We start from the raw sequence: 23509 nt of genomic DNA, 5'->3' as shown, positions 1-23509 counted from the left end.
GGGAATTATAGGAGGATGTTGCTTAATAGTTTCTTAAAACTGTAGAGAGTTTAAAAGAAAGCGTCTAGGTGTTTATTTTTATTTGATTTTATGGAATCTTTTTTATTTTTCCTTACATATAAAGAGTTTAAAAGTACTGTTGCTATGCATTAACTCTTTATATATAAAATTCTTATCAAACTATATTATGAGGAAAAAATTATGGGACTTTATGATCGCGATTACGCTAGAGGTAACTCTTTTTCTTACGAGAGTACCACTCGCAGTGATTCTCAAATCATCTCTTTTGTTAAAGAAACATATAAACTATTTGCAGCATCTATGATGGCTGGTGCAGTTGGTGCTTATGTTGGTGTTCCACTAGCTGGAACTATTGCGGCTTGGTTTATACCTCTGTTTATTTTAGAAATCGGACTTCTTATAGGACTTCACTTTGTAAAAAATAAACCTGGAATAAACCTTGTGGTTATGTTTGCATTTGTCTTTATGACAGGTCTTATGTTAGCGCCCCTACTTTCTCATACACTTGGGATGAGTGGTGGTGGAACAGTTGTTGGCAATGCTTTTGCTATGACTGCTGTAGTTTTTGGTGCTATGAGTTTTTACGCTATTAAAACTACAAAAGATTTTACAAGTTATAGTAAACCTTTGATGATTGCTCTTTTTGTTGTTATCGGATTCTCGGTTGTTAACCTATTCTTAGGCAACCCTATGTTAAGCGTTGTCATCTCTGGTGCTGTTGTATTTTTATTTAGCATCTTAGTTATATATGACACTCAAAACATTATGAGAGGTTCTTATGAAACACCTATTGATGGAGCTATTGCACTATACTTAGACTTTTTAAATATCTTTACTGCACTGCTTCACCTCTTTGGTATCTTTGGTAGTGATGACTAAAGAGTCTCTCTCACCCGAACTCTTTCGGGTGTGTGATGCAAACCTTAATCGCCTCAAAGAGGGTATACGAGTTGTTGAAGATATCATGCGATATCGGGATAACAACAAAGACTTCTCCCTAAAACTAAAACAACTTCGTCATATTTCTCGCATCGATGACATAGATAAACTTCTCCTTCATAGAGATAGCATCAAAGATGTACTTCGTCCAACCACTAAGAGTGAGTTAAATCGTACAGATATAAGAAGTGTTATTATTGCAAATTTCAAAAGAGCAGAGGAGTCTTGCAGAGTCTTAGAAGAACTTTTTAAACTCTATGATATAAAACTTAGTGAAAATTTTAAATATATAAGATATGAACTTTATAACTTAGAAAAAGAGATAGTGCTTCAAGAGAAGTAAACTTCTCACTTATAGATAAAAACAACTTCAAACTCTAAATAGCTTAAAGGATACTCTCGCATAAGCCTTTTTGTCTCTTTATAGCTCAACACTTTTCTAGATGCACTCACACCACTTTTTTTTATATACTTAAACATATCTCTTGAGGATTCAAACTCTAACTTATACTGGACTACTTCCATCTCTGCATCTAGGTATTTTTTTTGAAGTTCTTCTATCTCATCTACACTTCTTAGTATAGAAGTTAAATTTGCTGTTTTGTTTAGCGTCTTAAAGGTGTTTGAACTAAAGATGGCTAAAGAGAGTCTTGCATCTAGCTTTTTTATCTCACAAAAAAGCCTCTCCAAGTCATCTGCCCACTGAAGAGCTGATGCTGAAAATATGTGTTCATAGTTTTTTTCTAGTCTATTTTGAAATAGGGCAGCATCATTAAAATCTCCATAAATACACTCTATGTTTTTAGATTTTGGATGCAGCTCTAACATACCCAGAGCAAAATCTACACCTGTGAAATTATCATATTGCCAATCAATATTGCGACAAACTGCACCGCTTCCACAACCTAAATCCAAAATCTTCCTAGGCTGATAATCTAATTTTTCAAAAAGTCTCTTTATGACTCTGTTTTGTATAACATTGTAAGAACCATAGTGCAGAGCATTTTTGGAAAACTCCGAGCTTATTTTCATCGTCTATTTGCTACTAAAGAGATGATAAAAATTACCACTATAGAGAGCACTATAGTGGCTCCTGATGGCAAAGACATATAAAAAGATAGAGTCATGCCAGATGCAACGCTAAAGATGGCAAAAAACAGAGATATTAAGATGGTTTTTACAAACCCTTGTCTGTACTGAAGTGCCGAAACTGTTGGGATAACCATTAGCGCTCCAATGAGCAAACTTCCAACAACTCTGATGGAGAGCGCTATGATGATGGCTGCGATACTAACAAGCAGGAAGTTTAAGAGCCTAACTCTTATGCCACTTGTTTTTGCAACCTCTTCATCATAAGCTATAAAATAAAACTCTTTTGCAAAAATGAGTAAAAGGCTAAGACAGACTATGCCAAAGACAAAGATAGTTATAAGATCTGCGTCGCTAACTGCAAGTATGGAACCAAATAGATATGAAAAAAGTGAGTTGTTAAATGCACCACCTAAAGAGACGATGATAACAGCGATGGCTAAAGAACCTGATAAAAATATAGCAAGAACTGCATCAGAGTATAGTGCAAAATTATATCTTAGATACTCTATAAGCCACGCTGAGATGATAGCGACAATAACCGCCATCCAAAGAGGGTTAAATCCTGCGACCAAACCAACAGCAACACCAACTAAAGCTGAGTGTGCTAGAGTTTCACTTATCATGGAGTAGCGTCTTAAAACTATAAAGGTTCCGCTGATGGATGCTAAGATAGCGATAATCATCCCAGCTAAAAAAGCTCTTTGCATAAATTCATACTCAAACATTTCTAACATCTTAGTGCTCATGCTTGTGGTTATGAAGCAGGTGTGCATCTATACCATAAAGCTCGCTCATCTCTTCGCAACTTAGAGCCTCTTTGGGATTGTTACATATCACTGCTTTTTGGTTAATGGTAAAAAGCCTTGCAATATCGTCAGCTATAACTCCAATGTCATGAGTAATAAAGACAATAGTAATTTTCTCTTTTGTGTTTAACTCTCGTAGAAGTTCATAAAATCTTTGTTGAGAAGATACATCTACACCAGTATTTGGTTCATCTAGTATCAGTATTTCAGGTCTCGATGCCAAAGCTCTAGCACACATCACTCTTTGTCTTTGTCCACCTGAAAGTGTACCTATCATCTTGTCTTTTAGATGGTAAACATCCATTTTTTTCATGGCATCTTCGACTCTCATCTTATCCTCTTGACTCTCTTTTGAAAATAGCTTTTGCTTTGAAGTTCTGCCCATCTTTACAACATCCTCTGTTGTAGCTGGAAATGATGCATCTACATGACTAGCTCTTTGTGGAACATAACCTATCTTCTGCCACTCTTTAAAGTCTTTTATACGCTTGCCAAATATTCGCACTTCGCCTTTTGTCTCTCTCTCAAGTCCTAGTAAAATTCTTATTAGAGTAGTTTTACCACCACCATTTGGACCAATGATGGCAATATAGTCTTGCGCGAAAATCTCAAAAGACACATTAGAGAGTATCTCTTGATTATCTACTATAAAGTATAGATTTTTTACATCAAAGATTGGTAGTCTAAACTTCATTTGCACTCAAGAGCGTTGCTAATTTTTTCTAAGTTTTCAAGCATAATATCTTTGTAGCTTAGATCCTTTTTTGCCTCATCTGCTGTAATGTTTCCTAGAGGTTGGAGAACATCAACTGCTACATTTGCTTCATTTGCAATGCTTTTCATCGCTTTATCACTTACAAAACTCTCAAAAAATACAACTTTTAGATCATGCTCTTTTACATGCTCTATTAGCTTTAACATATTTTGTGCATTTGATTGTGCATCTGGGGAGAGTCCGCTAAGAGCTTCAACCTCAAAACCATAGTTTTGACTAAGATAAGAAAAAGCGTTGTGATTTACTATAATGGTCTCTTTTTTACAAGATGCTAATCTCTGCTTATACTCTTCATCTATTGCCTGTAGTTCAGATATATAAATCTCTGCATTTTTTCTATATAGCTCTTCATTTTCTTTTGAGAGTTTAGAAAATTCTCCTGCTATAAGATTTGTAGCATCTATCATGTTTTGTATATCTAACCAGTAGTGTGGGTCCATCTCTTCTTCATGACCCCCATGGTGTTGATGCTCTTCATGGTTGCAACTTCCATGTTCTGAGTTTAAGAGTTTTACATGTTTACTCATATCTATAACTCTGTTTTTAAACTCAAATGAGCTTGTCCACGGCTCAAGCCCAGCTCCACTATATATAACTATATCGCTTTGCATAATCTTTGCCATAAGCTTTGGGGTGGGTTCAAAACTATGTGCATCTACTCCAAAAGGTAAAATCATAACAAGGTCTATCGTGTCATTTGAGATATTTTTTGCTATATCATAAAGGGAGAATGTGCTTAGTGCTACGGTTGGTTTTGCTTGGTTTTTTTCTTCTGCAAGTTTAGCATCTTGCTTTAAAACAAACATTTGTAGCAAAAAAACTGCGACTATTAATAAAAAAATAACATTTCTAAAATCTCTCATAAATTCTCCAAACTTTTTTTGAAATTATATCTAATTTTGTAATAATTATTTTTTTTAGATATAATTCGCCACTTTTTAAAATAGCATGGAGAATAAATCACACTAGATGTGATGGGCTTCCTGCCGAAGGAAACCAAGCGCGCACGACGGAGTACCCCTGGGGTATTAGCGTAACTCAAGGAATTTACTTCCTTAAGTGTTGTGAATGAAATTAAAGGAATTTATAAATGACAACTAGTTTTTTACTCATTGTTCAGATAATTTTAGTTGTAATACTAGTAATAGCTGTACTTCTTCAAAAAAGCTCAAGCATAGGGCTTGGTGCTTATAGTGGCTCAAATGAGTCTGTTTTTGGTGCTAAAGGACCAAACTCTTTTTTAGCTAAAGCTACTTTTCTTATAGGCTTTTTGTTTGTTTCAAACACTATTGCTTTGGGTTATATGTACTCTGCCTCTGCACAAAGTTCTGTAGTTGACAACATGGTAGAGTCTACTAATGTAGAAGCTCCATCATCTCCAACTCCAGCCTCTCAAGCTGACACTTCACCAGAAGCCCCAGCTGTAAAATAGTTGCAAGCGAGGTTTTTACCTTGTGAGCCACGCAGGCGAGGCTGTAGCCTCACTTCCGAATTATTTCATAGTCTTTAACCTAAATTATCCACAAAAATTCTCTCTTTAGTATCAAATAAAGAAATTTTGCTACAATATCGCAACTATTTTTCAAAAAATTTAAGGATATCTAATGTTAAATGAAATCTACAACTCGTGTGAAGAAGATATGAAGTCAGGCATAGAACATATGCTAAAAGATTTTAAAACACTAAGAACAGGTAAGGTTACAACTTCTGTTTTAGATAATATTAAAATCGACTACTATGGAACTCCAACTCCTCTTGATCAAGTAGGCTCGGTCATAGCTGCAGATGCAACGACTATAATTGTAAACCCTTGGGAGAAACATCTACTAAGTGACATTGAGAGTGCTATATCCGCTGCAAATGTCGGGGCAACTCCTAACAACGATGGCGAACAAATCAAACTATTTTTTCCAGCCATGACGGTTGAACAAAGACAAGAATCTGTAAAGAAGATGAAAGGTATGGGAGAAAATGCAAAGGTTTCTATCAGAAATGATAGAAAACATGCAAATGACCAAATTAAAAAGCTTGAAAAAGACAAAGAAATAACTCAGGATGAGTCAAAATCTGCTCAAGACAATATTCAAAAGATCACTGATAAATATATAACAAAAATAGACGCCATAGTAAAAGACAAAGAAGCTGAGATACTAAAGGTTTAATAAAAATGAATATAAAACAAATATATATGGATGCAGATGCTCTCTTAGAGGGACATTTTAAGCTAAGCAGTGGGAATCATTCACAATTTTATCTACAATCTGCAAAAGTTTTAGAGGATCCAAAAACAGCAAAGCTTTTGGCTGATAAGCTAGCAGAAGAGATCAAGAAAAGTGGACTTAAAATTGATACAGTTTGTGCACCTGCACTTGGTGGACTTATAGCTGGTTTTGCACTTGCAACTGCACTTGATGTTCGTTTTATATTTGCTGAGAGAGTTGATGGAGTTATGTCAATGCGAAGAGGCTTTAAGGTAAGCCATGGCGAGAGAGTCCTGATGTGTGAAGATATCATCACAACAGGTGGCTCGGCCATGGAAGCAGCAAGCGTTGTAAAAGGGTTTGGTGGTGAGATAGTAGGAGTTGCGGCTCTTGCAAATCGTGGCTTTTGCAAAAGAGAAAACAGCACACTCGAGTCAAAATCAAACTGTAAACTCCCACAAGACATCCCTTTCTTTGCACTAGAAGATTTTACATTTCTTATGTATGAACCAAGTAAATGTCCACTTTGCAAAGATGGATCACAAGCTATAAAACCCGGAAGCCGTGGAAACTAAAATCATAGCTCAGGATGATAAATGCTTGAGCTCATTATCTTCTTTGTAAGCTAAATCTTCAACCTACACCCAACTTTCTCTACTGTATACAATAGCAAAAACAAACAATTAACTAATTTTTTTAAGCTATAATCACTTAAAATAAAAAAACAGTAGGTTACAAAAGCATGGAATCGCTCGATATTTATCTTCTTGTTATTGCTTTTTTAACCCTCTTGAGTGTGATTGCAAGTAAACTCTCAAACACTTTTGGAATTCCAGCTCTTTTTATATTTCTAGGTCTAGGAATGCTTGCAGGCTCAGATGGTGTGCTTGGAATACACTTTGACAATGTAGAAATCGCACGAAATGTAGGAACAGTCGCCTTAATTTTTATCCTTTTTGGTGGCGGTCTTGATACCGCCTTTAGGGCTATTAGACCTGTCTTAAAAGATGGAGTTTTACTAGCGACTCTAGGAGTGGTATTAACGGCTTTAGTTGTGGCTATTGGAATCTACTTTCTTTTTGACTTTAGTTTTTTAGAATCCTTACTAATTGGTGCTATTATCTCTTCAACTGATGCTGCTGCTGTGTTTGCGATTTTGCGAGCCAAAGGGATTAATTTAAAGAAAAAATTAGCACCTCTATTAGAACTGGAATCAGGAAGCAATGATCCAATGGCTATTTTTCTTACTATTGCTATTTTACAAATTATTATCTTGCCACAACTGCCCTCTGTTGGAGAGTGGATTTTAGAGTTTTTCTTACAATTTCTTATTGGTGGAGCTTTAGGATATGTTTTTGGAATCACCCTTCCTTCTATTCTCAATCGTGTTCATTTAAGTTTTTACGGACTCTACCCAGTGCTAACCATAGGATGGGTTTTGTTGTTGTTTTCATCTACTTCCATATTAGATGGAAACGGTTTTTTAGCAGTTTACATAGCAGGAATAGTTGCTAATACCAAAGAGTTTGTTCACAAAAAAAATCTTGTGGGTTTTCATGATGGTGTTTCATGGATGATGCAAATTACTGTCTTCTTAGTCTTAGGCCTATTAGTTTTTCCATCAGAACTGCCAGATGTTGCACTATCTTCCTTAGCTATTGCTTTTTGGTTAATGTTTGTTGCCCGTCCTTTGGGCGTATTTTTAAGTCTATCTTTTAGCAAATTTCCCTTTAAAGACAAACTTTTTATCTCATGGGTAGGACTTCGTGGAGCTGTTCCTATTGTTTTAGCAACATATCCCTTTATAGAAAATTTTGAACACTCTCATTTAATTTTCAATATGGTTTTTTTCATCGTCCTTGCATCTATTTTAATCCAAGGCACATCTCTACCTTTTGTTGCTAAGTGGCTAAAGGTAGAAGTGAAGAAGAGTGATAAAGACAAAAAACTGGCATTTTCTCCACTTTTATCTAAGACACTAAAACAATTTTATATCCAAAAAAGTTCTCCCGTGATAAACAAAAGTATTGTAGAGCTTGATTTACCGCTAAATTTTTTAATTCTTCTAATCAATCGAGATGGTAAATACTTTAAACCAACAGGCTCTACACTTTTTAAAGAAAATGACATGTTACTCATCCAATGTAGCACAAATAAACAGTATAAAATGGGCTTAAAGCACTTTATGTAGAAGAGTTGAGGCTTAACTATTTTATCTTAATTCACAGCTCATCATCTTCTCAACTAACACCTTACCAACCTCAAGTTTAGAATCCACCATAACTGTAATATCTAAATCTTGGAGTGCATTTATTTCTTGGAGTGATGCTACTTTTACTATAAGATTTATGTTGTTTGTATGTTTTAAAACAGCTTCACAAATAGCACGCTTCTTATCTATATTATCAAGCGTTACAATGACTGCAGCTGAACTCTCAGCATTTAGCGCCTCTAGCATAGATAGTTTCGACATATCGCCTAAATAAGCCTCTTTTCCTGCTCTTAGTGCTTCTTGAACATGTTTTGGAGAATTGTCAATGATAACATGTGGCGCATCTACCGCTTCAAGCTCTTTTGCGACAAACTTACCTATGATGCTATATCCACAAACTATAACATGGTCTTTTCTTCTAGCAAACTCTTTAGTATCTACTGCTAAGTACTCTTCACGAGTAAGATAGTCAATAGATGCACTAATTTTTGAGATAAAAAATGGTGTTACCATCATAGAAAAGATCACAACAAGAACAAAAAGAGCTTCTAACTCCTTTTCTAAAAGCCCACCATTGGATGCAACTGCAAAGATTACAAAGGAAAATTCTCCAACTTGAGAGAGTGCAAGTGCTGTCTTTAATGAAGTTGCGTGTCCACTTGTTGGACGAAGTAGCATGTACATGATAAGTGTTTTTATGATTAAGACAAGTATAAAGATACCGAGTGTAAGCCAGAAATGATTTAAAAAGTACATAAAATCTATCTTCATTCCAACGATGATAAAAAAGGTTCCAAGCAAGATATCTTTAAATGGTGCTATATCAAATTCCACTTTATGATGGTACTTTGTCTCAGCTATTATCATTCCAGCCACAAAAGCTCCCAGTGAGTAAGTAAACCCGAAAAAAGATGCTAAAAGTGAGGCACTGATAACTATAAAAAGTACTGAGCCCATAAAAAGCTCTTCTACTTCACTAGAGGTAGAGAAGTGAAGAAGCCATGTCATAAGCCTTTTACCAACTACAAAAAGAAGCCCTACTACTATTATGGCACTGATGGCGGTATCTCTTAAAATAATAGCAATAGAACTATCACCACTACTTGTTAAAAAACCCAAAAGTATTAGTATGGGGATTACTGCAATGTCTTGAAAGATAAGTATCCCCGTGGCTCTTTGCCCATAGGGTGTATATATCTCTTTTGAGGCCTTTAAGTAACTTAAAACTACAGCCGTAGAAGAGAGTGCAAAGGCTAGTGAGAGGATAATAGCAGAGATGGTCTCCATTCCAAAAATAAAGTGCGCGATGGAGTAAACCACTGCAGCTGTGACTCCAACTTGCAAAAAACCATTTAAAAATATCTCTTTTTTCATGGAGTTCATTTTGTTTAGAGATATCTCAAGTCCAATAGTAAACATCAAAAAAACAATACCAAACTCGCCAATATGTTCTAGAGTAGTAGAACCCTTTAGATATTGTAAATCAAAGGTATATACAAGAACAGTTCCTGTTAGTATATAACCGATAATCTGTGAGACTCCTAGACGTTTTAAAAGTAAGTTAAAAACTGTAGAAATACCTAGAGCCATAACAATATATAAAAGTGTTGCGTCCATCAAGAGCCTTATAATAATATTTGGAAATTATATAGTATCTTTTTTAAAAAGAGCTATAGAGAATTTAAGAGACTCTGTAATATAATCCGCGCTTACTAAATATTTTTAAAATAATCACTTTGCATCTCTATTGAAAAATGAGCAGATGCTATCTCGGTGACTAACAATATCAAAGACTATAAGATAGGAAAAAGCATGACAAAGTATATTTTTGTAACTGGTGGAGTTTTGAGTTCTCTTGGAAAAGGGATCACAGCAGCAAGCGTTGGAACTCTGCTTAAACACTCTGGTAAAAAAGTCGGCATGCTTAAGATTGATCCTTATATAAATGTGGACCCAGGAACCATGAGTCCACTTGAACATGGTGAAGTTTTTGTCACAAAAGATGGGGCAGAAACTGATCTTGATATTGGAAACTATGAGAGGTTTCTTGATACTTCATATTTAAAATCTAGCAACTTTACTACGGGTCAAGTCTACTCAAGTGTAATAGAGCGTGAGAGAGCTGGCGGCTACTTAGGGCAGACCATCCAAGTTATACCTCACATAGTTGGTGAGATAGTAAATCGTATCAAGTTAGCTGGAGAGGGGCATGATATTTTAATTGTTGAGCTTGGTGGAACTGTTGGAGACATAGAAGGATTACCTTTTATGGAAGCTATCCGTCAAATGAAGCATGATGAGGAGGTAGTTGGTACTTTTTTTATCCATGTAACTCTTATACCCTATATAAAAGCAGCTGGAGAGATGAAATCTAAGCCTACTCAACACTCGGTTCAAGAGCTTCGCCGTATTGGGATTACCCCGCAGATGATTATTGCAAGAAGTGAGTTTCCTCTACCAAAAACTTTTAAGAAAAAACTAGCAATGAGTTGTGATGTCTCTCCAGATAGCGTTATAGAAGCACTTGATGCGGCTACTATTTATGATATTCCTGTGACTTTTTTAAGACAACATATCTTAAAACCTATCTCTAAAGAGCTGGATTTAGGGGAGCTAAACCCAGACATGGAAGAGTGGGACTCTTTAGTTAAAAAGATAGTTCAACCTAAAAATCGTGTAGTTATAGGCTTTGTTGGAAAGTATTTAGAACTAAAAGAGGCTTACAAATCACTAACAGAATCACTTATCCACTCAGGTGCACATCTAGATACTAGAGTAGATATAAACTGGGTTGATTCCGAAGAGCTTGAAGAGCGGGGAGCTGAGGCACTTTTAGGTGATTGTGACTCTATCTTAGTAGCTGGTGGTTTTGGAAACCGTGGAGTTGAGGGCAAGATAAAAGCAATAGAGTACGCTAGAGTTAACAAAGTTGTATATCTTGGTATCTGTCTTGGAATGCAGTTAACACTTGTAGAGTATGCCAGAAATGTTTTAGGGCTTGAGGGTGCAAACTCTGTTGAATTTGATGAAGATACTCCGCATCCAATGGTTTATCTTATAGACAACTTTTTAGACCAAAATGGAGATTCGCAGGTAAGAACCCATAAATCGCCAATGGGCGGGACTCTTAGACTTGGGGAATATCCATGTGATATAAAAGAGGGCTCTATAATTAGAGAAGCTTACGGTGGTGAAGGAACAATACATGAGAGACATCGCCATCGCTATGAGGCTAACCCTGCTTATAGGGAACGACTAGAAGCGGCTGGAATGATTGTAACGGGCGAATATGATGGACTAATTGAGAGTGTCGAGATAGAGGGTCATCCTTGGTTCTTAGGTGTTCAGTTTCATCCAGAATTTACCTCAAGGCTTCAAACTCCAAACCCTTCAATACTAGCTTTCGTAAAAGCATCTCTTGGTGCTCTTGAGTAGTTTAATTACAACTAAAATATGAAAACATTAAACAAACAGTCACTCTTTGAGCTACTCTCTAGTCGCTTTGAAAGCCAAGAGAAAAAACTCTCACAAATTCCAAATCCAGCACTTTTAAAAGATGCCACAAAATCTGCTAAACGCATAGCAACTGCCATAAGAGCAAAAGAGAAAATAACTCTCGTTGGAGATTACGATGTTGATGGGATAAGTTCTAGTGCTATAGTGGTGGAGTTTTTTAAGAAAATTCCATATTCACTAGAGGCCATCATTCCAAATCGTTTTAGAGATGGTTATGGGGTAAGTCCTAACATCTTAGAGAGAGTAGATGCAGACCTTATCATCACAGTGGATAATGGCATAACAGCCATAGAAGCTGCTCGCATCTGCAAAGAGAGAGGTATAGACCTTATCATAACTGACCATCATACACCAGGCGATGAACTTCCAGATGCTTATACGATAGTTGATCCAAAACTTGATGATTGTGAATACCCTTTTAAAGAGATTTGCGGCGCTCAAGTGGCTTGGCTACTTTTGGCTTTAGTTAAAAAAGAGCTCTCTTTAAACATTGATATGAAAGAGTTTTTAGATATCTTAGCAATTGCCATTATTGCAGATATCATGCCACTCATCGATATAAACAGAACTCTTGTAAGAGAGGGTTTAAAAGTTTTAATGAATTCACAAAGACCAGCTTCCATCATTATTAGAGATTTTTTAAACAAGTCTAGCATCTCCTCAGAAGATATATCATTTCAAATAGCTCCTCGTATAAACTCCGCTGGGAGACTCAAAGATGCATCCATTGCACTAGAATTTTTTACAGCTGACACTGTGCAAAAGGCCTACGAGCAGTTTGAAAAACTCTCTCTTTTAAATGAGCTTAGAAAAGAGACAGAGCAAGAGGCTACAAGCCAAGCTTTGCTTGAAGTTAATGAAGATGATAGAATCATAGTTGTAGCAAGCGAGAATTGGCATGAGGGTGTAGTTGGCATCGTTGCCTCTAGACTTGTAGATAAGTTTTCAAAACCTGCCATAGTTTTGAGCATTAAAGATTCAGTTGCAAAGGGAAGCGCTAGGAGTATCGGAGAGGTTAACATCTATAAGCTAATAAAAGCTAATGAGCACTTGTTAACTAGATTTGGAGGGCATAAGATGGCGGCTGGCTTAGGACTGATGGAGCAAGATATAGAGAGTTTTAGAGTAGCCATCAACAAGAGTGCGTCTTTGCTTCATGCGGATGATTTTATAGCAAAAGATGAAGTCTTAGGTATCTTAGATGCTGAGGATATTGACTATGACCTTTTAAACCTTTTAGAGAGTTTTGAGCCTTTTGGAGAAGCAAACAATCGTCCAAGTTTTTTACTAAAAGATGCGGAGGTTGTAGATATAAAACTTATGGGAAGTGATAACTCTCACTCTAGAATCACTCTTAGACAATATCCTCATCAGACAAAAACCATTCAAATCATAGCTTTTAGAACTATCTTAGAGATGCCACAAAACAGAAAACTCACATGCAGTTATAGAGTTAGTAAAAATGAATACAACAACAGAGTCTCTACTCAACTTCTCTTAAATAAATTATATTCCTAACCCAAAGTTATTCATACCAAATTTAGAAGTGCTATATGATACAATATACCAATCCTTAAATCATTTTTAATAGGTGTTTTATGCAAGATTTATCCTTTGAGACTTTTCTTTTTGCTTTTATGCTCACTTTTTTAGCAGGACTCTCTACTTCGATTGGTGCCATTTTGGCATTCTTTTCAAAAAAAAATAACTATACAATACTCTCTATCGGCATGGGGTTTTCTGCAGGTGTGATGATTTATGTGTCGTTTATGGAGATTTTAGTTAAATCAAAAGAGTCCTTTTCACAAATTTACTCAAGTTCTACTATAGGAGAGTCTTTAACTATTTTATGTTTTTTTGCCGGAATTGCACTAACTGCTTTTATCGACAAGATGATTCCCGAGGATGTAAATCCGCATGAGACCAAAAGCAACAGTGAGCTCTCAGAGTTAAAACCAGATACCAAAGCTTCTCTTATAAAAGATTCTGCACTTAAGAGAACCGGTATCTTTACCGCTCTTGCTATTGCAATACACAACTTTCCTGAGGGTTTTGCAACTTTTGTCTCCGCCTTAGAGAACCCAAATGTAGGTATAACGATAGCTTTTGCAATAGCAATTCATAACATTCCAGAAGGTATGGCGGTATCTCTACCTATCTATCACGCTACTGGAGATAAAAAAAGTGCATTTTGGTATGCAACCCTCTCAGGACTCGCAGAACCTGTAGGTGCCCTTGTGGGATTTTTCCTTATCTTGCCCTTTATGGGAGATGCAACACTTGGTGTCACTTTTGGGATTGTTGCTGGGATTATGGTATATATCTCATTCGATGAACTTCTCCCAGCTGCAAGAGTTTACGGCAACGCACACACAACAATAGTCGGTATTACTCTTGGTATGTTTGTTATGGCACTGAGTCTTATCGCATTTAAGTTAGTATAAAAAGGTTTGAAGAAACAAACTCCAAGATTGTAGTGTATACTGACTGTCAAAATATTATCAACCTAAACAAGAAAGAAGCAAGAAGACTACTATAAAGCAATTAAATTATAAGTAAAAATAATACTTTGTTATCCAGATAATAACTTCTGGTTAACTCTTACTACATAAGAATAGTTAATATCACACAAATATCACACAATAAGTTACAAATTTGTAACTTTTTACATATTTCTCCCCATTTCCTAGTTATTTTCAAACCAAATCTGATAGAATTTAGAGAATTTAAACACAAGGGGATTTTTATGAAAAAAATCATTGCGCTTTCAACGGTTGCTTTTTTAAGTACAGCTCTTTATGCAGATGCAGCGATGCAACAGCAGATAGATGAACTAAAACAAAAGCTCGAAAAGATGGAAAAAACACAGGATAGAAACATAAAGAAAATTGGTAGTGTTAACGCACTAGCGGCTAAAGACAATATCAAGTTCGATGTCGATTTTAGAACTTCATACGATAACTTACAGTATGAAACTGCAAGCGGTAAAAAGTATGAAAATGATGGCTTATACTCAAACCGCTTATGGTTAGGTATGGGTTACGCTCCTACAGATACTATGGTTTTTAAAGGTCAACTAGCTTATCATAAAGCTTTTGGTGCATCTGCGAACAATACGGTTACTGGTTATCCTCAAAGAGGTAGTGGTTTTGACACTTTTGATTGGGTTTCAAATGAAACACTAAATGATGATAAGCTAAGAGTAAGAGAGGTTTACTGGTTGTGGATGCCTACAGTTGGTGACTTTCCTATGACTGTAAGTGTTGGTCGTCGTCCATCTACTAATGGTTATCTTGTAAATCTAAGAGAGGATGATACTTCAAAATCTCCTATGGGTCATGTTATAAACATGGAGTTTGATGGTGCAAGTGCTGGAATTTCACTTAGTAAGTATGTAACTGGTATGAACTTTAAACTTTGTCTTGGTCGTGGTTTAACAAATGCTAAATCTTGGGCAAATTCTGCTGATTATGCTACTCAGGTTAATATGAATTCACCTACATCGCCAAACTATATTGAAGAAGATGGTGCTCTTGACACTATTGATATGGCAGGATTTATTTTTGTTCCTTATGATGATGGTCAATATGCAGTATCTACAACTTGGTATAGAGGATTTAATGTTCCTGGTCTAACTTACGGTGGACAAAACGCTAACCTTAGTCATATTATGGCATTAAAAACTGTTGGCGATATGGATGGTATGGCTATTTCTGCTAAAGTTGAGGGTGTTGGTAATGAGATTAATGACTTTTTAGATGAAACAATACTTTTTGCATCTTTTGCAGCGTCTATATCTCGCCCAGATAATATAACTAATCATATGACAAGCACAGGTGTTGTTTCAGCTGCTAGTATGCTTGGTAGTACTGATGATGAAACTGGTACTTCTATTTGGGTTGGAGCACAGATGCCAAACCTTACTGGTGGTAAATTTGGTCTAGAGTACAACCATGGTTCTAAACATTGGAGACCATTTACTTATGGTGAGGACACTTTGATTGGCTCTAAACTAGCTACTCGTGGTGATGCTTATGAAGCTTACTGGACTCAACCACTTATAGATGATGTGTTTTCTATGCAAGTTAGATATACATATATAAAGTATGAGTATACTGGTTCAAACGCTTTCTTTGGAGATGGCGGAGCACCTATGACTATGGCAGAAGCTCAAGCTGCAGGAATGGATCCAGTTGAAAAAGCACAAGATCTTCGTGTTTATTTCAGATATAGATATTAAAAAATGTTAAGAAGCTAGCTCTCTAGCTTCTTAATTGTCATCGCATTTACTTTACGAAATCTTATAATAATTATAATTTTAGCCCTCAAAAAGCCCTGTTTCACATGATTTACTTACTTTTTTATAAAATATTTTTTCTATCTCTTACACTACAATAATACGCGAAAAGTAAACATCATATCACACAAATGTGATATGTCACACTAAAGTTACAAACTTAAAGCATATTTAAAAAAAAATTAAGCCTCAAACTTGTACAATCTTCATATTATCAAAACATAGGGGAAGTAGTATGAAAAAAAACGAAATCTTAGAAGAGATTCTAAATGAAGTAGAAAAGCATCCAGAGATAATGTCTCGTCGTGAAGCTTTAAAATATTTAAGCGTGTCTCCAATGGCTGCATCTATCTTAGCAGGTGCTACAATTGGTGCCTCGTCGGCAAGTGCATCGAGTGCAAAAGGTAAAATTGTTATTGTTGGTGGAGGTCTTGCTGGTATGAGTACAGCTGCAAGACTTAACAACTCTTTATCAAATGCTGATATAACTGTAATAGAGCCAGATCCAACTTCTGTATCTTACCAACCAGGTCAAACATTAGTAGGTGCGGGTATATGGGATGCAAGTGATATTACGTACAAAAGAGATGAATTTGTACCAAGTGGAGTTAAGCTAATAAAAGGAAGTGTAACAGCTTTTGATCCACAAAACAACACTGTAACAGTGGATGGTTCTCAAGTAGTATCTTATGATCAAATGGTTATTGCTACTGGTCTTAAGCTTAACTATGGGGCTATAAAAGGTCTTGATGGTGTTATTACTTCATCGGGTACTGATAATTCAGCTGTTAAAAATAGTGGTATAAGTAAGAATGGCCTTCACTCTATCTACTTTAGAGATGGAGCAACTGCAACATGGAAAGGCATACAAGAGTTAATTGCTAAAGCTAAAGCTCATAAAGGTCCCCAAAAGCTACAAGCGGTATTTACACATCCAAACACTCCTATCAAGTGTGGTGGTGCTCCTAAAAAAATCATGTATCTTGTAAACTCACGCCTAGAGGAAGCTGGTGTTAGAGATAAAGTTGAGTTGACTTTTTATCCAAATGGTGGAGGAATGTTTGGTATCAAAGATTATCATACTGCAATAGTTCAACAGTTCAAAGATAGAGGCTTCAAGTGGCACTATAATCATAACCTTATAGAGGTAGACACTGCAAACAAAGTTGCTACTTTTGACCATCACTGGAAAGAAAAAGGTGAATTTGATGAAGACTTAGAAGAGTACACAATGGTAACTAAACACGAGAGAGTTGAAGTTCCATATGACTTTTTACATGTAACTCCGCCTATGAAAGCTCCTGATGAAGTTGGTAACTCAGAAGTCGGTTCAGACAAAGGTTGGGTTCCAGTAAACAAAGAGACTCTAAAGCATGTTAAATTTAACAATGTCTGGTGTTTAGGCGATGTTGCGGCAGTTCCAATGGGTAAAACTGGTGGTTCTGCTCGTAAACAATATGCTGTTCTAGTTGACAACATAGTAGCATCTATGGAGGGTAAATCACTTCCTAGCAAATACGATGGTTACACTGTATGTCCACTAATTACTAGCATCGGAACTGTTATGCTAGCTGAATTTAACTGGGCTTCTAAGCCTGCTGGAAGTGGTGTAAATGCAGCATCATTCCCACTTGATCCAACTAAAGAGAGATGGATTTGGTGGTTATTAAAAGTTTATGCGCTTAAACCAATGACCATCTATGGCATGCTCTCAGGTAGAGCATAGTCTATTTTAAAGCGAGATTTAGCTCTCGCTTTAAAACCACAACAACAAATCAAATCTATATTACTTAATGTTACACTATCTTTAAAAAGTATAGATTAGTTTTATAATATATATTGGATTTATATTATCTTGGTTAGAATGTACGAATCAAACTAAGGAGTAACAATGAATAAAATCGTAAAAGTTGCACTAGCTGCAATGATAATGCTAGGAATGAGCTCTGTAACACTAAGCGCAGATGTTTCAAAAGGTCAAAAACTATATCTTAAAAAGCTTAAAAAAGCTTGTGGTATGAATGGTGCTAAAATGGCAGCTAAGCACTCTCAATATGAGTGGGAAACTCTCAAAAATGAGGGTAAACTAGTAGATGAAATAAAAAAAGTATGTCCTAAAGCTTCTGATAGTGCTTTAAAAGAAAAATATCTAGAACACTATTACGATTTCTTTCACGAATATGCTAACGATAGTGGTAATGTACCATCTTGTTAACTAACTCTTGAGTCACTCTTGGTGACTCAAACTCCTCTACAATTAAACTTCAAAAACTTTTAAATCAATCAGGACAACATAAGTGAGATAAGTTCATCTTTTGCTTCTTCGTAACTGGTTTGCACGGTAGCTAGCTGAGACATAAACTTCTCCATGCCCTCTTTTTTACCCATAGCTTCATCAAGCTCTTTATCTGTACCTTTTACATACGCACCGATGCGTATAATCATTTCATTTTCTTTTAAAAGTGTATACAGCCTTCTAAATTTCATAACTGCTTGTAGATGCTCCTCTGATATGATATCACTCATAACCCTAGAGGCAGAGTTTAAGATGTGTATAGGTGGATATATGCCAAAGTCAGTAAGTTCACGAGAGAGCACTATGTGACCATCTAAAATGGAACGGGATTGATCAGCTATTGGGTCACTCATATCATCTCCCTCTATCAAAACGGTAAAAAAGGCTGTAATGGAACCTTTACCATCTTCTTTCCCAGCTCTCTCCATAAGTTGAGGAAGAAGGGTAAGGGATGATGGAGGATATCCTTTTGAAGTCGGAGGCTCTCCAAGTGCCAGCCCAATTTCTCTTTGAGCCATAGCAAACCTTGTAACAGAGTCCATGATAAAAAGCACATCTAAACCCTTATCTTTAAAAAACTCAGCAACACTCATAGCAGCAAAAGCACCATATTTTCTCATAAGCGGCGAATCATCTGAAGTTGCTACTATGATGACAGTATTTTCTAAATCTCCACCTAAGTTTTTCTCTATAAACTCTGGAACTTCTCTACCACGCTCCCCGATAAGCGCAACTACTTTTATAGGTGCTCTAGAGCCTTTTACAATCATACCCATAAGAGTTGACTTTCCAACCCCACTCCCAGCAAAGATGCCAAGCTTTTGACCTTTGCCGCAAGTTAAGAGTCCATCTATACTTTTAACACCAACGCTAAAGATTTCATCTATCATACCTCTCTTCATTGCAGCAATTGGGGCTTTTATAATAGGCGACGTTTTTTTTGAGTGTATATTTCCCTTACCATCTATTGGCTGCATAAAAGGGTTGACCACTCTGCCAAGTAGTGACTCATCTACTGGAATATTCATACCAGATTGGTCTAAAAAGACTCTATCACCTGAGCAGAAACCTTCTACAAAGCTAAAGGGAGTTATATAAAATATTTTGTCATTAATCTCTGTAACCATTCCAACACTCTCTTGTGTGGTAGCGTTTGAGATTATCTTTACCATATCACCAATACTCACACTTAAGCCTTTTGCTGTGATAAGAGTTGCATTGATTTTAATAACCTCTCCAAAGGCTACTGAATAGTTCTTTGTTGAAATTTTGTCTTTGAGAGATTTAAATGGCATGTTATGCTCTTTTTAGTATCTAGTACCTGTAGGTGAGTTTATCAAAGAGAAAAACTCACTTCTTGTTTTTTCATCTTTTTTAAAAAGACCTCGCAGGGCTGAAGATGTTGTAGTAGAGTTGATCTTCTCAACTCCTCTCATCTCCATACACATATGACGAGCAGCAATTACAACTGCTACACCTTTTGGTGCTATAGCATCCATAATGGCATCTGCTATCTGTTCTGTTAATTGCTCTTGTATCTGCATACGGCGAGCAAAAACGTTTACTACTCGTGGTATTTTAGAAAGTCCTACAACTTTACCATCTGGAATATAAGCTACATGAACACGACCTATAATAGGAAGTAGATGATGCTCACAAGTTGAGTAAAATTCTATATCTTTTAAAAGCACCATTTCATCGTTTGAGCTTGTAAAAAGAGCTTTTTCAAGTATGGCTTTTGGATCTTCTTTGTACCCACCATATATAAACTCATATGCTTTTCTAACTCTTGAGGGAGTTGCTTTTAAGCCCTCTCTCTCTGGGTCTTCATCCACATAAAGCATCATAATTTTTACAGCATTTTCAAACTCTATGTTTTTTTTGTTGTCCATAGTTTTGCCTTTTATATCCTTATGAAACTAGCACATGAGGGACTATAAGTGGATATTTTTTCATCTTTCTAAAGATATGTTTTCTTATAATCTGACGCAAATCATTCTCTAGGGCCCTAGGATTCTCTATTTGTCCATCTTTTATATGAAGCAAAAAGTTTTCTAAGATATCTTCCATCTCTTTTGCAAAAGCCTTATCTTGTCTGTCTGCAACTATACCAAATGTAGTAACCTTTGGTTTTGCAAGCATTTTAGTATGTTTACCATCAACTTGAGCTACAAGCATAACTATACCATCAGATGCTAATTTTTGACGGTCTAAGACTATATCATCTTCTATTTGATGATTGTTTTGGTTATCTATATAAGTTTTACCAGTTTTTACTGTTTTTACCTTACGCATATACTTAGGAGCAACTTCTATCTGATCTCCATCTGTCATAAGCATAATATTTCTCTCAGGAACTCCACACATAATCCCCGTCTCTTTATGCTTCATAACATGGTTATATTCACCGTGAACTGGCAAGAAAAACTTAGGATTTACAAGACGAAGCATAAGTTTTTGCTCCTCCATAGAAGCGTGTCCTGAAACATGAATATCCCTCTCAGATGCAACTTTAGCACCAGCTCTTTGGAGATGGTTTAGCATTCCAGATATTGAACCTTCATTTCCAGGAATTGCACGAGAAGAGAGAACTATAAGGTCTGTTGGTTTTATCTTTATGTGTCTATGTTCGCCTATTGACATTCTAAAAAGAGCAGAACTAGGCTCTCCTTGAGAACCTGTTGTGATTATAAGAATGTCTTTATCATTCATATGTGCAACTTGGTCAGGTTCAACAAAAATATTTTTGTTAAGTCTTACATAGTCATACTGCATAGCTGTCTCGATATTTCTCTCCATCGAGCGACCGATAACACAGATTTTACGGTTATATTTAAGTCCATATTGTATAGCTTGATATACACGATGGATATTTGAGCTAAATGTTGAGAGAATTACTCTACCCTCAGCTTTTGCAAAAACACGGTCTAGTGCAGGAGCTACGCTTAGTTCTGATCCAGTTGGTATAGTGTTATAAGAGTTAGTTGAATCACTAAGTAGACATAAAACACCTTTTTCACCATAGTGAGCAAGTCTATGTAGGTCTGCTGTATAACCATCTACTGGAGTATAGTCTATTTTAAAGTCCCCCGTATGGATAATTGTTCCAGCTTCTGTTGTGATGGCAAGTGAAGATGAGTCTAAGATGGAGTGTGTCATATGCATCCACTCTACTTTAAAATCATTACCAATCTCATAAACTTCTCTTTTTACTATTGGTTTGAAGTACTTTCTACAATCTTTAAGATGGTGCTCATCAAACTTGTTTCCAATCATAGCTAGCGGAAGTGGAGTGGCATATATAGGAAACTGCATCTCTTTGTAAAGATATGGCATAGCACCTATATGATCTTCGTGAGCATGAGTTATAATAACTGCTTTTATTTTATCTTTGATTTGACGAAGGTAAGAAAAATCAGGGATTAGAATATCTACGCCATGCATGTCTTCATCTGGAAAACTCATACCAATATCAACTAGAATAGCTTCTTTTTCAGTTTCAAAAACTGTTATATTTCCGCCAATCTCACCAAGTCCTCCTAGCGGAGTGATGCGAACTTTAGCCTTAGAGTTTAAGTCTAGTTTATAGTGTGGATTTAGTCTCTGCTTATGAGCCTCTTGATTTTTTGCAACAAAAGATTTTAAGTTTTCATCAACTGGTGTTGATTGTCTACGACGACCGCGACTTTTATTTTTGTTTTGAGGGTTTGCTTTAGTACCATTTGCTGATCTTTGTTTTGAAGTATTTGGTCTTGTGCTGTTACTCGGTCTTGGTTTGTTAACTGGTTTACTGTTTGGTTGTGGGGCACTCTCTGTGCTCCCTTGAATTTCTTCTGACATCCAAACTCCTTTTATATTAATTTTTTATAGAGTTGGTGATAGTAGTCTGTAGATACTTGATGAGGACGAACTGTTTGTGAGAGCGATAGCTCTAAAAATGCTTCTAAAAGGGCGTCTTTCTTATAAGTCTGGGAGAGATTTTTCATAAGGGTTTTTCTGGGTTGCTTAAATGCAACTCTAAGCAAGCCCTCAAAATCCTCATCATCTCTATCTCTATTTTTTTTTATAAGAAAAACGGCAGAGTCTATCTTTGGCGGAGGTTCAAAAGCAGTTGGTGGAACTTGCACAACTATGCGTGCATCTCCCACACTTTGAGTTATAACACTCAAAGATCCAAACGCCTTCTCTCCTTCATTTGCACAAAATTTCTCTGCTACTTCGAGCTGTACCATTACAAGTATGTTTTTACACATTGGATCTGCGAGTGCTTTTAAAATGATGTTTGTTGCTATGTAGTATGGCAAATTTGCCACTAAATCATACGGCTTATCAATAAGTTCACTCTTCCAAGCTTTAAGTACATCTCCACAATTTATATGGAGTCGCTTGGTAACAATCTCTTCTTTAAATTTACTTTGTAACAGTTTACACAAATCGGTATCAACCTCAAAAGCTTCCACACTTTTGACATCTACTAAATATTTAGTTAAATCACCTAAGCCAGGTCCAATTTCTACGATTTTGTGATCGTTTTTGGGCATCGCTTCGACAATCTTTCTAAGGACACTTTGATCTTTTAAGAAGTTTTGTCCATACCTCTTCTTAGCTACTATCGCTTTTGTATTCATAAGCAGGAGTTTATAGTAATTATACTTAGGATAAGTTAACAATCTAGTTAGATTTTAATATTTACTTAAATCCTATCTACATCAATTTTTTAATTTTCTCCTCCGAAACCGCCATCAACCTTCGCTCTAGCCTATTTAACTCTTCTATAAGCTCATTAGATATACTTTCTAAATTGATATAATATTCTTTTGCTTTGTCAATTTCATCATCTTTTATATGAGTTTTTTGTCCAAAAATTCTTGAGAAAAATCCACCTTTTGGTTTATTAAAATATATATTAAATATGTTCATGTATACATCATGTAGATTAAAATGTAGTTTTTCTATCTTAATCATACACTCTATAGGATTATTAGAAAGTGCGTTCAGAACTTGTCCCTCAGCATAAAACCATTGACCAAACTTGCACTCTGTAGAATCTACAGGGATTGCATCTTCTTTTACGTCCATGCCATTTATAAGAAACTTTGCTTTTTGTACCCATTTTATATGGGCAGATTTAGCAGCTCTTAGATGTTCAAGAATATGCTCTTTATTCATAAATATTTCCTGTATTTTTTTATCTCCATATTGTAACAATTTTTAATAAAATTAACATTAAAAATCATATTTCTTAGATGTCAATTACAAAAATGTTTCATGTGAAACCTTAGATATTAGTTATAAAAGATATATCTTACTTGTTAATCATATCTAAATATAAGCACTAAAGTGTATAATTGCGA

Annotated in this window: 22 protein-coding genes; 12 read left to right on the top strand and 10 right to left on the bottom strand. The window is 35.9% G+C overall.

The features are described 5' to 3' along the window. The first annotated feature begins 201 nt into the window (after nt 1-201). Together M947_RS14805 and M947_RS14800 are read left to right on the top strand one after the other, a co-directional pair. Nucleotides 202-900 (top strand): Bax inhibitor-1/YccA family protein, encoded by a 699-nt coding sequence (locus M947_RS14805; RefSeq protein WP_021286834.1) that lies wholly within the window; start codon nt 202-204, stop codon nt 898-900. Then, complete coding sequence (locus M947_RS14800) at nt 893-1303, top strand: hypothetical protein (RefSeq protein ID WP_021286833.1); 411 nt, start codon at nt 893-895, stop codon at nt 1301-1303. The genes M947_RS14805 and M947_RS14800 overlap by 8 nt, the downstream gene beginning before the upstream one ends. Nucleotides 1304-1308: 5 nt before the next feature. Here M947_RS14800 and M947_RS14795 read toward each other — a convergent pair whose 3' ends face one another. Genes M947_RS14795 through M947_RS14780 form a run of 4 tightly spaced genes read right to left on the bottom strand, consistent with a single transcriptional unit; the run spans nt 1309 to nt 4496 of the window. After that, nucleotides 1309-1992 (bottom strand): methyltransferase domain-containing protein, encoded by a 684-nt coding sequence (locus tag M947_RS14795; protein ID WP_021286832.1) that lies wholly within the window; start codon nt 1990-1992, stop codon nt 1309-1311. Beyond that, on the bottom strand, nt 1989-2786 hold the full coding sequence (locus tag M947_RS14790; RefSeq protein WP_031347837.1) for a metal ABC transporter permease: 798 nt from the start codon (nt 2784-2786) through the stop codon (nt 1989-1991). Before M947_RS14790 ends, M947_RS14795 begins: the two co-directional genes overlap by 4 nt. 1 nt (nt 2787) lies before the next feature. Continuing rightward, nucleotides 2788-3552: a metal ABC transporter ATP-binding protein gene (locus M947_RS14785; protein ID WP_021286830.1), complete on the bottom strand. Its 765-nt coding sequence runs from the start codon at nt 3550-3552 to the stop codon at nt 2788-2790. Then, entirely contained in the window at nt 3549-4496 is a 948-nt protein-coding gene (locus M947_RS14780) for a metal ABC transporter substrate-binding protein (protein WP_021286829.1), read from the bottom strand. Before M947_RS14780 ends, M947_RS14785 begins: the two co-directional genes overlap by 4 nt. 227 nt (nt 4497-4723) lie before the next feature. Here M947_RS14780 and secG point away from each other — a divergent pair, with 227 nt between their 5' ends. From secG to M947_RS14760, 4 genes are all read left to right on the top strand, one after another. After that, nucleotides 4724-5065, top strand: coding sequence for a preprotein translocase subunit SecG (secG, locus tag M947_RS14775; protein ID WP_021286828.1), 342 nt, complete (start codon nt 4724-4726; stop codon nt 5063-5065). Nucleotides 5066-5237: 172 nt separating this feature from the next. Beyond that, a complete protein-coding gene (frr, locus tag M947_RS14770) occupies nt 5238-5795 on the top strand; it encodes a ribosome recycling factor (protein WP_021286827.1) in 558 nt (185 codons plus the stop codon). 5 nt (nt 5796-5800) lie between these two features. Next, on the top strand, nt 5801-6409 hold the full coding sequence (gene pyrE / locus M947_RS14765) for an orotate phosphoribosyltransferase (protein ID WP_021286826.1): 609 nt from the start codon (nt 5801-5803) through the stop codon (nt 6407-6409). Between the two features lie 167 nt (nt 6410-6576). Further along, on the top strand, nt 6577-8025 hold the full coding sequence (locus M947_RS14760; RefSeq protein WP_021286825.1) for a potassium/proton antiporter: 1449 nt from the start codon (nt 6577-6579) through the stop codon (nt 8023-8025). Between the two features lie 21 nt (nt 8026-8046). Here M947_RS14760 and M947_RS14755 read toward each other — a convergent pair whose 3' ends face one another. Then, nucleotides 8047-9663 (bottom strand): cation:proton antiporter, encoded by a 1617-nt coding sequence (locus M947_RS14755; RefSeq protein WP_021286824.1) that lies wholly within the window; start codon nt 9661-9663, stop codon nt 8047-8049. A gap of 195 nt (nt 9664-9858) precedes the next feature. On the opposite strand from M947_RS14755, the gene M947_RS14750 reads away from it, so the two are divergent. The 6 genes from M947_RS14750 to M947_RS14725 all read left to right on the top strand — a co-directional run bounded on the left by M947_RS14750 (nt 9859) and on the right by M947_RS14725 (nt 18074). After that, nucleotides 9859-11481 carry a CTP synthase gene (locus M947_RS14750; protein ID WP_021286823.1) on the top strand — a complete coding sequence of 541 codons (1623 nt, stop codon included), beginning with the start codon at nt 9859-9861 and terminating at the stop codon, nt 11479-11481. Nucleotides 11482-11499: 18 nt separating this feature from the next. Then, on the top strand, nt 11500-13080 hold the full coding sequence (gene recJ / locus M947_RS14745; protein ID WP_021286822.1) for a single-stranded-DNA-specific exonuclease RecJ: 1581 nt from the start codon (nt 11500-11502) through the stop codon (nt 13078-13080). Nucleotides 13081-13160: 80 nt separating this feature from the next. Continuing rightward, nucleotides 13161-14006, top strand: a complete 846-nt coding sequence (gene zupT / locus M947_RS14740; protein WP_021286821.1) for a zinc transporter ZupT — start codon at nt 13161-13163, stop codon at nt 14004-14006. Between the two features lie 302 nt (nt 14007-14308). Continuing rightward, complete coding sequence (locus tag M947_RS14735; protein ID WP_021286820.1) at nt 14309-15802, top strand: DUF3373 family protein; 1494 nt, start codon at nt 14309-14311, stop codon at nt 15800-15802. 292 nt (nt 15803-16094) lie between these two features. Beyond that, on the top strand, nt 16095-17585 hold the full coding sequence (locus M947_RS14730) for an NAD(P)/FAD-dependent oxidoreductase (protein ID WP_021286819.1): 1491 nt from the start codon (nt 16095-16097) through the stop codon (nt 17583-17585). 165 nt (nt 17586-17750) lie between these two features. Next, nucleotides 17751-18074 (top strand): hypothetical protein, encoded by a 324-nt coding sequence (locus tag M947_RS14725; protein ID WP_021286818.1) that lies wholly within the window; start codon nt 17751-17753, stop codon nt 18072-18074. A gap of 68 nt (nt 18075-18142) precedes the next feature. Here M947_RS14725 and fliI read toward each other — a convergent pair whose 3' ends face one another. The 5 genes from fliI to M947_RS14700 all read right to left on the bottom strand — a co-directional run bounded on the left by fliI (nt 18143) and on the right by M947_RS14700 (nt 23324). Continuing rightward, nucleotides 18143-19450: a flagellar protein export ATPase FliI gene (fliI, locus tag M947_RS14720; protein ID WP_021286817.1), complete on the bottom strand. Its 1308-nt coding sequence runs from the start codon at nt 19448-19450 to the stop codon at nt 18143-18145. Between the two features lie 12 nt (nt 19451-19462). Beyond that, nucleotides 19463-20047, bottom strand: a complete 585-nt coding sequence (gene folE, locus M947_RS14715; RefSeq protein WP_021286816.1) for a GTP cyclohydrolase I FolE — start codon at nt 20045-20047, stop codon at nt 19463-19465. Nucleotides 20048-20066: 19 nt separating this feature from the next. Continuing rightward, nucleotides 20067-21995, bottom strand: coding sequence for a ribonuclease J (locus tag M947_RS14710; RefSeq protein WP_021286815.1), 1929 nt, complete (start codon nt 21993-21995; stop codon nt 20067-20069). 11 nt (nt 21996-22006) lie between these two features. After that, nucleotides 22007-22783, bottom strand: a complete 777-nt coding sequence (rsmA, locus tag M947_RS14705; RefSeq protein ID WP_031347835.1) for a 16S rRNA (adenine(1518)-N(6)/adenine(1519)-N(6))-dimethyltransferase RsmA — start codon at nt 22781-22783, stop codon at nt 22007-22009. A gap of 76 nt (nt 22784-22859) precedes the next feature. Continuing rightward, the gene (locus M947_RS14700) at nt 22860-23324 is read right to left on the bottom strand and encodes a CZB domain-containing protein (RefSeq protein WP_021286813.1); all 465 of its coding nucleotides are present in this window, start codon (nt 23322-23324) and stop codon (nt 22860-22862) included. Nucleotides 23325-23509: the final 185 nt, after the last annotated feature.

Origin of the sequence: Sulfurimonas hongkongensis (assembly GCF_000445475.1) — a bacterium.
Lineage (GTDB): Bacteria > Campylobacterota > Campylobacteria > Campylobacterales > Sulfurimonadaceae > Sulfurimonas > Sulfurimonas hongkongensis.
The sequence above is the reverse complement of the archived record's forward strand: the minus strand, read 5'-3'. Positions and strand labels throughout refer to the sequence as shown.

Coding starts and splice junctions, on each gene's coding strand:
- M947_RS14780 (WP_021286829.1), bottom strand. CDS start 4,496: ATGAGAGATTTTAGAAATGTTATTTTTTTATTAATAGTCGCAGTTTTT.
- M947_RS14785 (WP_021286830.1), bottom strand. CDS start 3,552: ATGAAGTTTAGACTACCAATCTTTGATGTAAAAAATCTATACTTTATA.
- M947_RS14700 (WP_021286813.1), bottom strand. CDS start 23,324: ATGAATAAAGAGCATATTCTTGAACATCTAAGAGCTGCTAAATCTGCC.
- fliI (WP_021286817.1), bottom strand. CDS start 19,450: ATGCCATTTAAATCTCTCAAAGACAAAATTTCAACAAAGAACTATTCA.
- rsmA (WP_031347835.1), bottom strand. CDS start 22,783: ATGAATACAAAAGCGATAGTAGCTAAGAAGAGGTATGGACAAAACTTC.
- M947_RS14790 (WP_031347837.1), bottom strand. CDS start 2,786: ATGTTAGAAATGTTTGAGTATGAATTTATGCAAAGAGCTTTTTTAGCT.
- frr (WP_021286827.1), top strand. CDS start 5,238: ATGTTAAATGAAATCTACAACTCGTGTGAAGAAGATATGAAGTCAGGC.
- M947_RS14805 (WP_021286834.1), top strand. CDS start 202: ATGGGACTTTATGATCGCGATTACGCTAGAGGTAACTCTTTTTCTTAC.
- secG (WP_021286828.1), top strand. CDS start 4,724: ATGACAACTAGTTTTTTACTCATTGTTCAGATAATTTTAGTTGTAATA.
- recJ (WP_021286822.1), top strand. CDS start 11,500: ATGAAAACATTAAACAAACAGTCACTCTTTGAGCTACTCTCTAGTCGC.
- M947_RS14800 (WP_021286833.1), top strand. CDS start 893: ATGACTAAAGAGTCTCTCTCACCCGAACTCTTTCGGGTGTGTGATGCA.
- zupT (WP_021286821.1), top strand. CDS start 13,161: ATGCAAGATTTATCCTTTGAGACTTTTCTTTTTGCTTTTATGCTCACT.
- M947_RS14755 (WP_021286824.1), bottom strand. CDS start 9,663: ATGGACGCAACACTTTTATATATTGTTATGGCTCTAGGTATTTCTACA.
- M947_RS14710 (WP_021286815.1), bottom strand. CDS start 21,995: ATGTCAGAAGAAATTCAAGGGAGCACAGAGAGTGCCCCACAACCAAAC.
- M947_RS14730 (WP_021286819.1), top strand. CDS start 16,095: ATGAAAAAAAACGAAATCTTAGAAGAGATTCTAAATGAAGTAGAAAAG.
- M947_RS14725 (WP_021286818.1), top strand. CDS start 17,751: ATGAATAAAATCGTAAAAGTTGCACTAGCTGCAATGATAATGCTAGGA.
- M947_RS14760 (WP_021286825.1), top strand. CDS start 6,577: ATGGAATCGCTCGATATTTATCTTCTTGTTATTGCTTTTTTAACCCTC.
- M947_RS14735 (WP_021286820.1), top strand. CDS start 14,309: ATGAAAAAAATCATTGCGCTTTCAACGGTTGCTTTTTTAAGTACAGCT.
- M947_RS14750 (WP_021286823.1), top strand. CDS start 9,859: ATGACAAAGTATATTTTTGTAACTGGTGGAGTTTTGAGTTCTCTTGGA.
- M947_RS14795 (WP_021286832.1), bottom strand. CDS start 1,992: ATGAAAATAAGCTCGGAGTTTTCCAAAAATGCTCTGCACTATGGTTCT.
- folE (WP_021286816.1), bottom strand. CDS start 20,047: ATGGACAACAAAAAAAACATAGAGTTTGAAAATGCTGTAAAAATTATG.
- pyrE (WP_021286826.1), top strand. CDS start 5,801: ATGAATATAAAACAAATATATATGGATGCAGATGCTCTCTTAGAGGGA.